Origin of the sequence: Noviherbaspirillum sp. Root189 (assembly GCF_001428545.1) — a bacterium.
Lineage (GTDB): Bacteria > Pseudomonadota > Gammaproteobacteria > Burkholderiales > Burkholderiaceae_D > Noviherbaspirillum.
Genome location: NZ_LMHZ01000005.1, coordinates 21,715 through 37,264, shown reverse-complemented (window position 1 = coordinate 37,264; position 15,550 = coordinate 21,715). Strand labels below are relative to the sequence as shown.

Sequence of the window (15,550 nt, the reverse complement as noted above, 5' to 3'; positions counted from 1 at the left end):
TGTTTGTCATGCGCGCCTTCAGTCACAGTCGTTTTCAAATTCTGGTCATTGCCGCCGCTGGCATGGTAATGACGGGGTTGGCCGTGTCGGCATCGGCCGAAGGTTTGCTTGACCGGGCAAAGAAACGTCATGGCCTGGTGGTCGGTGTCCACTACGTGGTTCCGGAATACAAAGGCGGGATGAAATTTCGAACCGCCGAGGCGCCCGATGTCGAACTGATGCACGACGCTGCACAGCAACTGAAATTGCCTGTCTCCTTCATCCGTTCGGATCTGCCATCAGCCAATGGAATGCTGGCGTCGCGGAAGGCCGATGTGGTGCTGGCGGCTATTTCAGATCGTGCAGCGATTCCTCCTTCCATGATGGCGATTGACACTGGCTATACCTCAAGACCGATGGCGATCATGCGTTCCGATACCGATATCAAGGCATGGGAGCAGCTGAAAGGCCGGAAGGTCTGCGTTTCGGAAGGCGGCTTATACGCTGGCACACTGTCAGCAAAGTACGGCGCCATCGAGCAAGTCGTCAGGGCACCAGCGGACTCGCTGCTGGCTTTGCGTACCGGCGCCTGTGATGCGGCGGTACATGACAGTGCGTTGCTGGAAGAACTCAACCGACTGCCGGAATGGAAAAAGTTTTCGGCACGTTTATCGCCGGGCTCGCCGAGTTCACTTGTATTCCTCATTCCCGCTACAGATAGTCAAGGGCAGGCGAGCTTGAAGCGGGTTGTGAATGCATGGTCGTCCAGTGACGCCATTAACCAACTGAGCAAAAAACGCGCACGTCAGATTGCCTTCGAGGTTTATCTCGATCAGGACGTGCCTGACTGTCATTAACAGCACTAGGTAGTGTGTACTGTCGCCTTGGGCCACCATGCCGCGCAGGGCGGTGTTATGTGTCGTTACCCAACCGAACCCCTCAACGGAAGTTCTCCAAAAGCCAAAATTAAAAAAGCTTGTCCACCGGGTGGACAAGCTTTGCGTTGCCGTGTAGCTCGGCGTAGCGCGACACTACGCGCCACCGTGGCAATAAGATTTAACTAACGATTGTAAATACGGCGTTGGGATTGACGGTAACGGTGTTGACTCCGGTAAGCTGCACCGAGGTAGCCGAATTAGTCAGCATGTTGAAGTAAGTCAGGTTATCGCTTGCTGCGTCAAAAAACCATTCGCCGCGTACATCCACGGCTGCCGCGCTGCCGGCGGATACGAGCTGGTAGTCGCCGTTGGTATCTGCCGGGGTTGCAACGTTGACCATGTCACCTGGAGCAAGGCCGTTAATGACGTCGAAGTTGTTTGCTTCAACGTTACCAAACCTGAACAGGTCCGTGCCGGCAGTTGCGGTTACGGTGTTCAGTCCAGGAGCCGCGTCGATCGGTGTTGCTACCGCGCGATCAAGCGCCGCATGACCAGCAGCATAGCTCTCGGGTGAGCCATCGATGCTGGTGATGATTTCGATCAGCTTGTGCTGATCGACGGTGGTGCCGCGGATCAGCTGCAGTTCGGCGACATATTTTGCTGCCTCAACGCGATTCACGATGAAGGCTTTACCTTCGGTGCCGTCCGGCGAACCGAGGCCGGCGTCGATCATCGCAGTGACAACCTGACCACGTTGCTGGCCCGCGCCAATCTGCGCGTTCCAGAATGCCAGGCCCTGTGCATCCGGTGCTTTGCCAAACACGTTGGTGTAGACGGCGGTTAGGAACTGTTCATTGCTCATCGAATCCGGGTAAATCGCTTTTACCACTGGCAGGCTGAACACCGTATTGACAATTTCCGGGAACGGTGTGCCGCCGGACATTTGCGTATCCCAAAACATCAGGCCTTCACGTTCAGGAGCGCGAAGGAATGCGCCGACATAAAGTTTTGTGATCGCGGTTTGATTTGCGGTGAGTGCCATCTGTATCCCCCTATTAAATTAAAAACATGTTTGTTGACTCGGTTGCGTCCGAGCGCGTCAGGCAATGCTGCTGAATGCAAGCGTGTCTGATTGCGGTATGGGAAGTGTATTGAGTAGCACTCAGGAATTTTTGATGGATTGCAAACCTAAGTGGCGAATTGTGCGTAGACGAAATAGTTATTGGACATTGCGCAAAGGGATGAACTAATTAGCAATCCGTATGTCGCGCCTCGTCCGCCTCTTGTATTAACAATCTAAAGAGGCTGTGCACATCTGGTTATTTCGTCTATTCAATTTTTTTTGCGATGAGGAACATATGTGTGCGACCGCACACTAATCGTTCGCAACTGACGTTTCCATGGTGAATGGTGACTGCTGGTTACGGCTCGCCGGCGCGACAGAGCGAAGAAGGAGCGAAGGGCTATAAGGATTGGGCAGTTTTTGACGCTTACTCGACCTACAGCTGAAAGCCTTTGCAAGTCACATCGCGTGGCGCATAGGCCACTTTTTTTCCGTGCTGAAAAAGTCTGGTAGTCAAGATTGTGCTGTGGTAAGCTTCCAAAAATGTGATATCCGTCACATTTTTGAGGGGCTCTGAGAACTTGCCTTTAGGCGACAATCAAAGCCGCTCGAGCGATTTGCTCCAGAAATCGTGGTCGGATTGCTCATTTGCCCGTGTTTTTGCACGGAACTGCCACTTTTCTGCATACATAAGCCATTCCCATACCGATGAAACCCAAATTTCAGATTCCGCAAAATGAGATTGGCCAGGCACTGGCCAGTTTTAAAGGCGCATTTAGAACGGTAGGCGTCTTCAGCGCGATCATTAACCTGATCATGCTGGTGCCATCGATCTATATGTTGCAAGTATATGATCGTGTGCTGCCTAGCCGCAACGAAATTACGTTGTTAATGCTCACATTGATCATGCTTGGTGCCTATCTCTTCATGAGTGCACTCGAATTTGTGCGTAGTTTCGTACTGGTTCGGGTCGGCGCCAAACTTGACATGCAGTTAAACAAACGTGTCTACACTGCGGCCTTCGAACAGAATCTGAAGCGCGGCGGCGGCAACGCCGGACAGGCGCTTGCCGATCTGACCAACCTGCGTCAGTTCCTGACCGGGAATGCATTGTTCGCCTTCTTCGATGCGCCCTGGTTCCCGTTCTACCTGATTGTCATCTTTTTGTTTGAACCCTCGCTCGGCGTATTTGCGCTGGTCGGTACCGCGATTCTGGTCGTGCTTGCGTTCATCAATGAGAAGGTCTCGAAGAAGCCGCTGAGCGAAGCCAATACGCTGGCTATCGCGTCCAATACGCTCGCCACCAATAATCTGCGCAATGCCGAGGTGATTGAGTCCATGGGCATGCTGCCAAACCTGATGCAGCGCTGGTTCAAGCTGCACGGACGCTTCCTGCAACTGCAGGCCGAAGCCAGCGAAAAGGCCGGCATCGTGACGGCCATTACCAAATTTTTCCAGACATCCCTGCAATCGCTGGTCCTCGGCTACGGAGCATTGCTCGCCGTGGAAGGCAAGATCACCCCTGGCATGATGATCGCTGCTTCCATCCTGATGGGTAAGGCGCTTGGTCCGGTACAGCAAGTGATCGGCGTATGGAAATCCTGGAGCAGCACACGCAGCGCCTATGAGCGCCTGTCCAAGCTGCTGACCGACAATCCGGCGCGTCAGGCTGGCATGTCGTTACCGAAGCCGCAGGGTGCGTTGAGTGTTGAAGGCGTCATGGCCGCGCCGCCTGGTGCACAGGTCGCCGTGATCAAGGGCCTGAGCTTCGGTATCCAGCCGGGTGATGCGCTCGGCGTGATTGGCCCCAGCGGTTGCGGCAAATCGACGCTGGCCCGTCTGCTGGTGGGGGTCTGGCCCGCTGCAGCAGGCAAGGTGCGTCTCGACGGCGCTGACATTTACCAATGGAACAAGGACGAGCTCGGTCCGCATATCGGCTATCTGCCGCAAGACATCGAGCTGTTCGGCGGCACGGTCAGCGAAAACATCGCCCGTTTCGGTGAGGTCGATTCCGAGAAGGTCATTGAAGCGGCAAAGCGTGCCGGCGTACATGACATGATCCTGCACTTCCCGAAAGGCTATGACACGCCGCTTGGCGAAGCTGGCGCAGGCTTGTCCGGCGGTCAGAAGCAACGTATCGGCCTGGCGCGCGCCATGTATGGCGACCCGTCGCTGATCGTGCTCGACGAGCCTAACTCCAACCTGGACGACGTCGGTGAACAGGCGCTGGTCGCCGCAATCCTCGATCTGCGTCGCCGCGGCAAGACCATTGTCCTGATCACCCATCGAACCAGCATCATTGGCGTCACCAACAAGCTCCTGCTGGTACGCGAAGGCGTGGCGCAGATGTTTGGTCCGACCAATGATGTGCTGGCCGCGCTGACCCAACAGGCGCAACAGGCACAGCTCGCCCAGCAGCAGGCTCAGCAGGCGCAACAACAAGCTCAGCAGGCGCAACAGCAACAGCAAGCCAAGGCCGCTGAAGCCGTTGCGGCAGAACAGGAATAACCAATATGAAACTGTTGAAAAGCAAAGAGGCGACGGAAGTCGTCGCCCATGACGTTACCCCGATCGAGGTCGACACCGATCCTACCGGCCACGCTCGGCTCGGCTGGCTGATCGTCTTGCTCGGCGTCGGCGGCTTCCTGTTGTGGGCAATGTTTGCGCCGCTCGACAAGGGCGTGCCGGTTAGTGGAACAGTCACTGTCTCGGGCAACCGCAAGGCGATCCAGCACCAGACCGGCGGTACCATCCAGGAGATTCTGGTCAAGGAAGGCGATGTGGTCAAAGCCGGTCAGACCCTGGTGAAGATGAACGATGTGCAAGCCAAGGCTGCAGCGGAAATGACCCGTGTGCAGTACTTCACCGCACGTGCGGCTGAGGCACGCCTTGTCGCAGAGCGTGATGGCAAGAAAATCATCGCTTTTCCGACGGAACTGGAAAGCGCCAAAAACGATCCGCGCGTTGCCAACAACATCAGCCTGCAGCAGCAATTGTTCACGTCCCGTCAGGCATCGCTGCAAAGCGAGATTTCCGGCGTCGACGAAAGCATCGCTGGCCTGAAGGCGCAGGTTGCCGGTTTGAAGGACGCGCTCGAAAGCCAGAAGCAGCAGCAGAATTTCCTCAAGGAGCAACTCGACGGCATGCGCGATCTGGCCAAGGAGGGCTATATCGCACGTAACCGTTTGCTGGATGTCGAGCGTACCTATGCCCAGGTCAATGCCGGCATTTCTGAAAACGTCGGCAACATCGGCCGTTCGCAGCGTCAAATCGCGGAACTGAGCCTGCGTCGTCTGCAGCGCCAGCAGGACTACCAGAAGGAGGTCCGTACGCAACTGACCGAAGTGCAGAAGGAAGCGGAGGCGCTGGAAAACCGCTTGAAGAGCCAGGATTTCGAGTTGAACAATGTGCTGGTCAAGGCGCCGGTGGATGGCACGATCGTCGGCATGAATGTCTTTACCCAGGGTGGTGTGGTCCCGAGCGGTTTCCGCATGATGGATATTGTGCCAACCGACGACCCATTGATCATTGAAGGCCAGGTGCCGGTACATCTGATCGACAAGGTGCATTCAGATCTGCCGGTAGAGCTGATCTTCCCTGCATTCAACCAGAACAAGACACCACACATTCCGGGCAAGGTCACGCAGGTTTCCGCCGACCGCCTGGTTGAAGAAAAGACTGGCCAACCTTACTACAAGATGAAGGCCATGGTAACGGCGGAAGGCAAGCAGTTGCTGAAGGATCACCAGATCCGTCCGGGTATGCCGGTGGAATTGTTCGTCAAGACCGGCGAGCGCACCATGATGAGCTACCTGCTCAAGCCGATCTTCGATCGTGCCACGACATCACTGACTGAGGAGTAATTGCGAGTGATGATGAAGAAGCGTGTAATTGCTTCCGCGCTGGCCGCCGCGCTGCTCGCGCAGGCCGGCCAGGCCTCGGCGATCGGATTGATTCAGGCGTATGAATCGGCACTGCAGAATGATCCGACTTATCGTTCGGCGGTCCATGAAAACGAAGCGGGGCAGCAGAACAGGATCCTTGGACGTTCGAATTTGCTGCCCAGCCTGAGCGCAAGTTATTCGACCTATAAGAATAAGGGCGACCTTACGCAGCCAACTACCGATTTTCTGGGGCGCCCTACCGGTGAAACAACCAATCCCCTGGACTATACGAGCAAGGCCGGCGGCGTGACATTGCGTCAGCCGCTGCTCAACCTGGATGGCCTCGCCCGCTATAACCAGGGTATTGCGCAGACCAACTATAGCGATGCGCTGTTTACTGCGCGCGGCCAGGATCTGGTGTTACGCCTGGTCAGCGCTTATGCAGAAGCAAAGTATGCCGAAGACCAGCTTGCATTAGCGACCATCCAGCGCGATACCTTTGCCGAACAGCGCCAGGTCAACGACCGTATGTTTCAAAAGGGTGAAGGCACCAAGACCGACATGCTGGAAACCCAGGCGCGCTATGACCTCGCCGAGGCACAATTGCTCGAAGCCCGCGACAGCATGACGAACGCGCGCAACAACCTTGCGGCCATTGTTGGCACTGATGTAACACAGCTTGATCCGTTGGCAGATGACTTCCGTATCCGTCCAATGCAGCCTTCGTCATTTGACGAGTGGAAGGCATTGGCCCTGGAACGTAATGCAGAAATCACTGCACAGCGCTACGCAGTGGAAGTGGCCGAGCAGGAAATCAAGAAAAACCGCGCTGGACATGCTCCGCGTGTTGATTTCATTGCTGCCTATAACAAGAGCGGCTCTGAGACCGTCAATGCGCGTAATCAGGATTCCACCGTACGTGCAGTGGGCTTGCAGGTCAATATTCCGATTTACTCTGGCGGTGCGGTCAGTGCGGCAACCACCCAGGCGGTCTTTAACCATGAGAAGGCCAAATCCGATCTCGACGCCAGGACGAGCCAGATTCTGGTCGAACTGCGCAAGCAGTTCAATCTTGCCCTGAGCAGCACTTCACGCATCGATGCACTGGTGAAGTCGGTTGATTCGGCTCGCTTGCTGGTGCAGGCAACGCAACAGAGCGTCAAGGGCGGCGTCCGTATCAACCTCGACGTGCTCAATGCACAGCAACAGTTGTACACGGCTCAGCGCGATCTTGCCCAGGCACGCTATAACTACCTGATCAGCTATCTGCGCCTGCGATTTGCGGCAGGGACATTGAATTCGGACGACCTGCAGACGGTTGCCAGCTATTTCGTTCCGGGAGGGCGTGCCGATGCAATGCCGGTCGGTCCGGGCACACATGGCAGTATGCCGAAAGTGTCGATGGACTTGTCACGTACAGTGACAGTGAGCGATGCGACAAAAGGCGGGAAGCAATCGGCAAACAACAAGTGATTTCGCTGGTTTCGCCGTAATGGTTTTCAAATAAAAAAGCCGGTCTTCGTAAAATACGGAGACCGGCTTTTTTGATGCTGCAAACTCTCGGTGCCGACCGAAGTTTTTCTCAGGCCTGTTCTTGAACCTGCTGAGCGTCTTCCTTCATGTCCTTCTTGCAGTGCGGACAGGAACGGCCCGGAATGTAATACGGCGACAACTGTTCGCGTGGCGTGACGACGGCGCGGCAGGCAAAGCACTGTTTGGTGTCCGTCGCTTCCAGCTTGGGATTGAGCGCGGTACGGTAATCGAAAACAAAGCAGTCGCCTTTGTAATGTGCGCCGCCCACTTCCTCAAAATACTTCAGGATGCCGCCTTCCAGCTGGTACACGCTGTCATAACCGACATTCTGCATATGGATCGCCGCCTTCTCGCAGCGGATGCCGCCGGTGCAAAAAGTCACGACGGTTTTGTCCGCGAGTTCGTCCTTATGCCGGGCGACAATCTCGGGGAATTCGCTGAATTTTTCAATCCGGTAATCCAGCGTGTTTTCGAAGGTGCCGACGTCGACTTCGAAGGCGTTGCGGGTGTCCATCATGACCACCGGTTTGCCGTTGTCGTCCACGCCCTGATCGAGCCAGCGTTTGAGTGTCTTGGCGTCGACCGCTGGTGCACGACCTTCTTCCGGCTTGATCAGCGGGTTTTTCATCGTAATGATTTCGCGCTTGAGCTTGACCAGCATCTTGGTGAAAGGCTGGCGGTCGGAGTAGCTTTCCTTGACTTCGATATCCTCAAAGCGGGGATCGGCGCGCAGAAACGCGAGGAACTGGTCGATCGATTCGCGCAGGCCGGCGAGAAACAGGTTGATGCCTTCGGGACTGAGCAGGATCGTACCCTTGAGGTTCAATTCCTCGCAGAGAGCACGAAATTGCGGGCGCTTTTCCGCAGTGTCATCGAAGGTAATGAATTTATAGGCGGCGATGTTGACGTAAGTATTGCTTGACTGCATAAGTATTTAGGTAAGTCTTTGATTTGCCGACATTATATACGTTGCGCCAGTCAATCAGGTAGTCTGCCGCGCTACAAAATCAGTCTAACTGCCGCCACAGACGCAGAACGCGATTCCGGCTGTCAATAGCCAATGTCGCCACAATTCTCGCCAGGTTGCGGGTAACGTCACAATCGCTTGCTTTCCGGAAGGAGGGCTCGCGGTAAAATATCAGGATGACCTCACCGCAATTCATCCATCTCCGCCTGCATTCCGAATTCTCCATCGTTGACGGCTTGGTCCGTATCGACGACGTGGTGAAGTCGGCATCCAAGGACGCTCAGCCCGCACTGGCCATCACCGACCTTGTCAACCTCTTTGGCATGGTGAAGTTTTACAAGGCGGCGCGCGGCAAGGGTATCAAACCAATTGCCGGTTGCGACGTATGGATAACCAACGATGACGACCGCGACAAACCGTCGCGGCTGCTGCTGCTGGTAAAGAATCATAAAGGTTACCTGCAGCTTTGTGAGTTGTTGTCCAAGGCCTGGCTGACCAACGTCCACCGCGGACGCGCCGAGATCCGCACCGAATGGCTGGAGCAGGGCGGCGCAAGCGACCTGATCGCCCTGTCCGGCGCTCATTCCGGTGATGTCGGCATGGCGCTCGACAATGGCAACCCGGCAGCCGCGCAACGCTGCGCCGAAAAATGGGCAGCCATTTTCCCGAACCACTTTTATATCGAAGTGCAACGCTATGGCCAGCCCAATATGGAAGCACATGTGCGGCAGGCAGTCGCACTGGCGACCAGGCTCAAGCTGCCCGTCGTAGCCACACATCCGATTCAGTTTCTGAAGCGGGAAGAGTTCATCGCGCATGAAGCGCGTACCTGTATCGCCGAGGGCGAAATCCTCGCCAATCCGCGCCGTGCCAAGCGCTTCAATGAACAGCAGTGCTTCAAGACCCAGGCCGAGATGGCCGAACTGTTCGCAGACATGCCGGCAGCCGTACAGAACTCGATTGAAATTGCCAAGCGCTGCAACCTGCAGCTTGAGCTCGGCAAGCCGAAACTGCCGCTGTTCCCGACGCCGGATGGCGTGTCGCTCGACGAGTTCCTCGTGCAGCAGGCGAAGCAGGGCCTGGAAGAGCGCCTGGTCCAACTGTTTCCCGACGAAGCCAAGCGTGAGAAGAACCGACAGCGTTATGAAGAGCGCCTGAAGTTTGAAACCGACACCATCATCAAGATGGGCTTCCCAGGCTACTTCCTGATCGTGGCTGACTTTATTCAGTGGGGCAAGAACAATGGCGTGCCGGTTGGCCCCGGACGCGGCTCCGGTGCGGGTTCCCTGGTCGCTTATGCGCTCAAGATCACCGACCTCGATCCACTCGAATATAACCTTCTGTTCGAACGATTCCTGAATCCCGAGCGGGTATCGATGCCCGACTTCGATATCGACTTTTGCCAGGAAAACCGCGACCGCGTGATCCAGTACGTGAAAGACCGATACGGCCGCGAAGCGGTGTCGCAGATCGCGACCTTCGGCACCATGGCGGCAAAGGGCGCGGTGCGCGATGTCGGCCGCGTGCTCGATATGGGTTACAACTTCTGTGACGGTATTTCGAAACTGATTCCCTTCAAGCCAGGCAAGCTGGTGACGATTGCCGACGCAATTGAAGAAGAACCGCTGCTCAAGGAGCGGATGGAAAAAGAGGAAGAGGTCAAGCAGCTGCTCGATCTCGCTCAGCAGGTCGAAGGCATTGCCCGTAACATCGGCATGCATGCCGGTGGCGTGCTGATCGCGCCCGGCAAGCTCACCGATTTTTGTCCGTTGTACACCCAGGGCGGCGATTCCGGCGTCGTGTCGCAGTACGACAAGGATGACGTGGAAGCGGTCGGCCTGGTCAAGTTCGACTTTTTGGGCCTGACCACGCTGACCATCCTGGACCGCGCGGTCCGTTACATCAAGCAGCTCGACCCGGCGATGGCGGATTTCTCACTGGAGAAGCTGCCGCTCAACGACAGGCCATCCTATGAACTGCTGACCAAGGCCAGAACGGTCGCCGTGTTCCAGCTGGAAAGCCGCGGCATGCAAGGCATGCTGAAAGATGCGCGTCCCGACCGATTCGAAGACATCATCGCGCTGGTCGCGCTCTATCGTCCGGGCCCGATGGACCTGATCCCGGATTTCTGCCGACGCAAGCACGGCGAAAAATTCGACTATCCGGACCCGCGTACCGAAGGCATCCTCTCCGAAACCTACGGCATCATGGTGTATCAGGAGCAGGTGATGCAGATGGCCCAGGTGATCGGCGGTTACTCGCTCGGCGGTGCGGACTTGCTGCGTCGCGCGATGGGCAAGAAAAAGCCGGAGGAAATGGCCGAGCATCGTTTGATCTTCCGCGAGGGCGCCGCCAAGAACGGTCTGTCCCAGGAAAAGGCCGACGAGATCTTCGACTTGATGGAAAAGTTTGCGGGTTACGGCTTCAACAAGTCGCACGCCGCTGCCTATGCATTGCTGTCGTATCACACCGCCTACCTGAAAGCCCACCATCCCGCCGCGTTCATGGCAGCCAACTTGTCGCTGGCCATGGACGATACCGACAAGATCAAGATTCTGGTCGAGGACGCGATCGATATCTGCGGCCTGAAACTGCTGCCGCCGGACATCAACCTGTCTGATTACCGCTTTACCCCGGTTGGCGAGTCGGGCAAAAAGGCCACGCAGATCCGTTATGGGCTGGGTGCAGTCAAGGGCTCGGGACAGAACGCCATCGAAGCCATCCTTGCGGCGCGCGAAGAGGGCCCGTTCAAGGATTTGTTCGATTTCGTCAAGCGTGTCGACAAACGACAGATCAATCGCCGCACCATTGAATCCTTGATTCGTGCGGGGGCCATGGATTGCTTTGGCGTCGATCGTGGCGTGCTGATCGCATCCGTCAATTACGCGATGGAGTGCGCGGACCAGGCGGAAGCGTCGGCCAACCAGGTCAGCCTGTTTGGCGGACCCGATGATGGCATGGAAGCCCCGCTCGAATACGTGAAGGCAGTGCCCTGGACCGAGAAGCAACGCCTCACCGAAGAAAAGACTGCGCTGGGTTTTTATCTTTCCGGCCATCTGTTCAATGCTTACGCACAGGAAGTACGCAAGTTCGCGCGCGCCAAACTATCGAGCCTCGAGCCATCACGCGAGCCGCGCCTGATGGCCGGCATCATCAGTGCGCTGCGTACCCAGATGACGCAACGCGGCAAGATCATCATCGTCACGCTCGATGATGGCACGGCGACGGTCGACGTCACGGTGTACAACGAACTCTATGAGCCCAATAAGCAGCTCTTCAAGGAAGACGAATTCCTTGCCGTGCAGGGCAAGGTGTCGGAAGACCGTTTCGCCGGAGGGATCCGCGTGTCCGCCGACAAGGTCATGGACATCGCCATGGCACGCGTGCAGTTCGGACGCCAATTCTGCTTCTCTGTAAATACGCGCATCGACGCGGCGCAAATCAAACAGATTCTTGCGCCATACCGCTCCGATACGGGCTTGCCTCTCACGATGCGCTACATGCAGGAAGGTGTCGGCAGTTGCGAAATCCGTCTGGCCGACGACTGGCGTGTCGCGCCCGCGGATGGATTGAAGCAACTGCTGGCCGATAAGCTGGGAGTGAAGGGCGCCACCGTCGAATATTGATGGATAGAGTGCGATTCATCGCGTGCCGTTATGCTGAGCGCAGGGCCACTGCGGTGAAACTGCGCCTATCTGTTGATGATTACGATGCTGGTGTTCCTGCTCAAAGGCTTGATGGAAAGCGTTTGCCGATCCGATGTTGCCTTCCATCATGTCTCACCTCGTAAAGCTCGCCTAGGGCTCGGTGGCCACTCAAGCCGCACATTGTCAAATGCTTTAGTATCAACTTCGCGGGCGCGATGCATGCCCCGAATACCTGATTACACACGCTTATGTTTCCCTCGGACCGGAGGATGTCATGCAATACACCAAGCTTGGGGCTACAGGCCTCACTGTTTCCCGCCTTTGCCTCGGCACCATGACTTTCGGACTGCAAGCCAACGATGCAGGTGCAGTCGCCATCATGGACAGGGCCGCAGAGGCCGGCGTGAGCTTCATCGATACCGCTGATGTTTATCCACTTGGCGGCAATGATGCCAGTATCGGTCACACCGAAGAAATTGTCGGACGCTGGCTAAAAGGAAAGCGAAACCGCTTCGTCCTCGCGACCAAGGCCGTCGGCAGAACCGGCCCTTGCGCCTGGGACCAGGGCGCATCGCGCAAGCATTTGCTCGACGCCATTGAAGCATCGTTGCTGCGACTGGGGACCGACTATGTCGATCTTTACCAACTGCATTCCGACGATCCGGCCACGCCGCTGGATGAAACGCTGGAAGCCCTTGACGTCATTGTCCGCTCCGGAAAGGCGCGCTATATCGGTGTGTCAAACTTTCTCGCGTACCGGATTGCCAAGGTGCTTGGACGTGCGGAAGTGCGCAACCTGACCAGGATCGTGTCGGTACAGCCGCGCTATAGCTTGCTCTTTCGCGAGATCGAACGAGAACTGTTGCCGCTTGCGGCGGAAGATCGATTGGGTGTGATTCCGTACAACCCGCTTGCCGGCGGATTGTTGACGGGGAAACACAGCTTGCAGGAGGGGCCTGCGCAGGGTACACGCTTCACATTGGGCACTGCGGCAGAACGCTATCAGAAACGTTACTGGCACGACCGTGAATTCCGCACGGTCGAAGCCTTGCGTGCTGTCGTTGAAGAGGCCGGCCTGCCGTTGACGACGGTTGCGGTCGCGTGGGTGCTGGCCAATCCTGTGGTGACTTCGGCAATTATTGGCGCCAGCCGTGCCGAGCAGTTGGACGATACATTGCGCGCCGTGGAATTGCGGCTTGATCCGGCACTCAAGAATCAACTTGATGAAATCACCGCTGAGTACCGCCGCGGGGACGCGCCAAGGTAATAATCATTGGTTTGCAAAAGATGTATTGCCGTTAATGCAAATGCACAGAAGATGCAAACGCACAGAAGCGCATATAGGTGTATATAAACGCGTCGTTGTTGCATCAGCGCGGCGATTACCGTTTTTTATGCGATGAATGAACGACCCGCACCACACGCGGGTCGAACCATGTCTGGCAAATTTCAGCAATGCGTTGTTAACGCCATTGCTAACTTTATTGCGAAATTTGCCACTGGTATCTGGTGTGGGCAACAAACTGTCGGTCCCTCCAAAGTATCTCTTCCGCCTTCCGAAAAAAGTAACCAGACGCAGTACCCGCATTGTTGCGGCGCCGTGAGCGCTGCATGGAGCAATATGACTATCCAGGAAAAAATTCAACGTGCCCCTGGCGCGCCGGCACTGCCCGTTACGCCATTTCGCTTCATCTGGCACTTTGTGTCTGCCTATCGCTGGCGCTACCTTGCTCTCATACTGTGTGAGACCGCCACGTCAACCTGCGGCATCATGGTTCCGTATGCGCTCAATGTCATTATTAAAAGTGTCACAGGTGCGAAAATCCATTCGATGGAACTGGTCGCTGCCCTGCATGCCCCGCTCATGCTGTTCATTGCCTTGTCCGCCGGCGAAGTGATATTCGGACGTATTGCCGGCAGCATCCATATTCGCCTGGGACCGCGGCAGCGACAGAACGTCACGCGCGCGGTTTATCACTATTTGCAGTACCACTCGCATCGCTACTTCAGCAATAACTTTGCCGGGGCGGTTGCGCATCGCATCAGTGAGACATCGATGGGCGTGACCCAGACACTATGGGCCATCATTACCGAGTTCTGGCCGGTAGCCATTGTGTTCAGCGTCTCGATTGTCCTGTTATTCCATGCGCATACGCAGCTCGGCGTCTTCGTCTCGGTATGGGCGTTCTTCTTCATTGGTATTTCCTACCTGCTGGCCCGGCGCTGCCAGCCCTATGCACTGAAGGCAGCCGCGGCGCGCAGCGAGACGACAGGAAAAGTGGTGGACTCGGTGACCAACCTGAGTAGTGCGCGCCTGTTTGCCCGCCTGGGTTTTGAACGTGAACTGCTGGAGCAATCCCTGTCCAGCGAACTCAAGGCAATCCGCAAGTCCAACGGCTATAACGAGCGCGTGCGCTGGTTCCAGTTTTCCGCCGCGGCGCTGCTCAAGGTCGGCGTGCTGTACTACTCCCTGACCTTGTGGGGGAAGGGGGAAATCGGTGTCGGCGATTTTGTCATGGCAGTCAGCCTGTCGCTGCTGATCATCAACGAAGCGCGTAACCTGAGCCGGCGCTTCCTGGAGTTCTTTGAATACATTGGCAACGTTGCCAACGGTGTGCAGACCATCCTGCGTCCGCATGAACTGGTCGATGCGCTGGATGCCGGGTCGCCAATCATCCGGCGTGGCGAGATCACGTTTAAAGATATTGAATTCGGCTACACACCGGATCGTAAGGTGTTCGACAAGCTCAATGTGCATATTCCGGCAGGACAGCGGGTCGGACTCGTGGGTTTTTCGGGTTCCGGGAAATCAAGCTTTGTCAGTCTCATCCTGCGGCTTTTCGACAGACAGTCAGGCCAGATCCTCATCGATGGTATCGACATCCGCGACATGCGCCAGGAGGCCTTGCACGCGCAGCTGAGCCTGATTCCGCAGGACCCCAGCCTGTTCCATCGCAGCCTGCTCGACAATATCCGCTATGGTCGCCTTGACGCCACGGATGAGGAGGTGATTGACGCTGCGCGCAAAGCGTATGCGCACGACTTCATCATGCAAATCAAGGAACAGTATCAGTCCATGGTCGGCGAGCGCGGAGTCAAATTATCCGGCGGCCAGCGGCAGCGCATTGCGATCGCCAGGGTCATTCTGAAAGACGCGCCCATCCTTATACTTGACGAAGCAACGTCCAGCCTGGATACCGTGACCGAAAAGGCGATTCAAGACACACTCGATGAAGTCATGAAAGGCAAGACGGTGCTGGTAGTCGCGCACAGGTTATCTACCATTGCGCATCTCGACCGGATTCTGGTCTTTGAAAAGGGACGGATTGTCGAAGACGGAAGCCATGCCCAATTGCTGGCGAAGAAGGGGACCTATTACCAGCTATGGAGCAAGCAGTCCGATGGTTTTCTTCCGGACAACAGTGTCGTTCCAGTCAACGGCAATGTATCAGACGCACAGGAAGATGCATTGGAGCAGGACGATAGCGAATTCCCCGGCCAGGACGCGGTAGATGACGCTGAGCCAGGCCGGCGCCGCACCTGCACCTATCGCGACGTCTCGGCACTGAACTGAATATTGTGACGATTGCCATTGCCCG

Annotated in this window: 9 protein-coding genes; 7 read left to right on the top strand and 2 right to left on the bottom strand. The window is 56.4% G+C overall.

Going from position 1 to position 15,550, the window contains the following annotated elements; translation table 11 throughout:
- Window positions 1–8: 8 nt before the first annotated feature.
- Window positions 9–836, top strand: coding sequence for a transporter substrate-binding domain-containing protein (locus ASE07_RS03785; protein ID WP_057289481.1), 828 nt, complete (start codon window positions 9–11; stop codon window positions 834–836).
- A 199-nt stretch (window positions 837–1,035) separates the two neighbouring features.
- On the opposite strand, the gene ASE07_RS03780 is transcribed toward ASE07_RS03785, so the two are convergent.
- Window positions 1,036–1,899, bottom strand: coding sequence for a DUF4214 domain-containing protein (locus ASE07_RS03780; protein WP_057289480.1), 864 nt, complete (start codon window positions 1,897–1,899; stop codon window positions 1,036–1,038).
- 729 nt (window positions 1,900–2,628) lie between these two features.
- Between ASE07_RS03780 and ASE07_RS03775 the strand changes: the two genes are divergently transcribed.
- The 3 genes from ASE07_RS03775 to ASE07_RS03765 are packed head-to-tail and all read left to right on the top strand — an operon-like array spanning window position 2,629 to window position 7,277.
- Window positions 2,629–4,428: a type I secretion system permease/ATPase gene (locus ASE07_RS03775; RefSeq protein ID WP_057289479.1), complete on the top strand. Its 1,800-nt coding sequence runs from the start codon at window positions 2,629–2,631 to the stop codon at window positions 4,426–4,428.
- Between the two features lie 5 nt (window positions 4,429–4,433).
- A complete protein-coding gene (locus ASE07_RS03770; RefSeq protein WP_057289478.1) occupies window positions 4,434–5,783 on the top strand; it encodes an HlyD family type I secretion periplasmic adaptor subunit in 1,350 nt (449 codons plus the stop codon).
- Window positions 5,784–5,792: 9 nt separating this feature from the next.
- Window positions 5,793–7,277: a TolC family outer membrane protein gene (locus ASE07_RS03765; protein ID WP_156396358.1), complete on the top strand. Its 1,485-nt coding sequence runs from the start codon at window positions 5,793–5,795 to the stop codon at window positions 7,275–7,277.
- A 109-nt stretch (window positions 7,278–7,386) separates the two neighbouring features.
- On the opposite strand, the gene ASE07_RS03760 is transcribed toward ASE07_RS03765, so the two are convergent.
- On the bottom strand, window positions 7,387–8,265 hold the full coding sequence (locus ASE07_RS03760; RefSeq protein ID WP_057289477.1) for a sulfurtransferase: 879 nt from the start codon (window positions 8,263–8,265) through the stop codon (window positions 7,387–7,389).
- A gap of 215 nt (window positions 8,266–8,480) precedes the next feature.
- On the opposite strand from ASE07_RS03760, the gene dnaE reads away from it, so the two are divergent.
- The 3 genes from dnaE (at window position 8,481) to ASE07_RS03745 (ending at window position 15,525) form a co-directional block, all read left to right on the top strand.
- Entirely contained in the window at window positions 8,481–11,930 is a 3,450-nt protein-coding gene (gene dnaE / locus ASE07_RS03755) for a DNA polymerase III subunit alpha (RefSeq protein ID WP_057289476.1), read from the top strand.
- Between the two features lie 295 nt (window positions 11,931–12,225).
- Window positions 12,226–13,218 carry an aldo/keto reductase gene (locus tag ASE07_RS03750; protein ID WP_057289475.1) on the top strand — a complete coding sequence of 331 codons (993 nt, stop codon included), beginning with the start codon at window positions 12,226–12,228 and terminating at the stop codon, window positions 13,216–13,218.
- Between the two features lie 354 nt (window positions 13,219–13,572).
- Entirely contained in the window at window positions 13,573–15,525 is a 1,953-nt protein-coding gene (locus ASE07_RS03745; protein WP_082583940.1) for an ABC transporter ATP-binding protein, read from the top strand.
- Window positions 15,526–15,550 lie beyond the last annotated feature (25 nt).

Bases quoted from the DNA above. Each gene is read 5' to 3' on its own strand.
- ASE07_RS03765 (WP_156396358.1), top strand. From the start codon at position 5,793: ATGATGAAGAAGCGTGTAATTGCTTCCGCGCTGGCCGCCGCGCTGCTC.
- ASE07_RS03750 (WP_057289475.1), top strand. From the start codon at position 12,226: ATGCAATACACCAAGCTTGGGGCTACAGGCCTCACTGTTTCCCGCCTT.
- ASE07_RS03760 (WP_057289477.1), bottom strand. From the start codon at position 8,265: ATGCAGTCAAGCAATACTTACGTCAACATCGCCGCCTATAAATTCATT.
- ASE07_RS03785 (WP_057289481.1), top strand. From the start codon at position 9: ATGCGCGCCTTCAGTCACAGTCGTTTTCAAATTCTGGTCATTGCCGCC.
- ASE07_RS03745 (WP_082583940.1), top strand. From the start codon at position 13,573: ATGACTATCCAGGAAAAAATTCAACGTGCCCCTGGCGCGCCGGCACTG.
- dnaE (WP_057289476.1), top strand. From the start codon at position 8,481: ATGACCTCACCGCAATTCATCCATCTCCGCCTGCATTCCGAATTCTCC.
- ASE07_RS03780 (WP_057289480.1), bottom strand. From the start codon at position 1,899: ATGGCACTCACCGCAAATCAAACCGCGATCACAAAACTTTATGTCGGC.
- ASE07_RS03775 (WP_057289479.1), top strand. From the start codon at position 2,629: ATGAAACCCAAATTTCAGATTCCGCAAAATGAGATTGGCCAGGCACTG.
- ASE07_RS03770 (WP_057289478.1), top strand. From the start codon at position 4,434: ATGAAACTGTTGAAAAGCAAAGAGGCGACGGAAGTCGTCGCCCATGAC.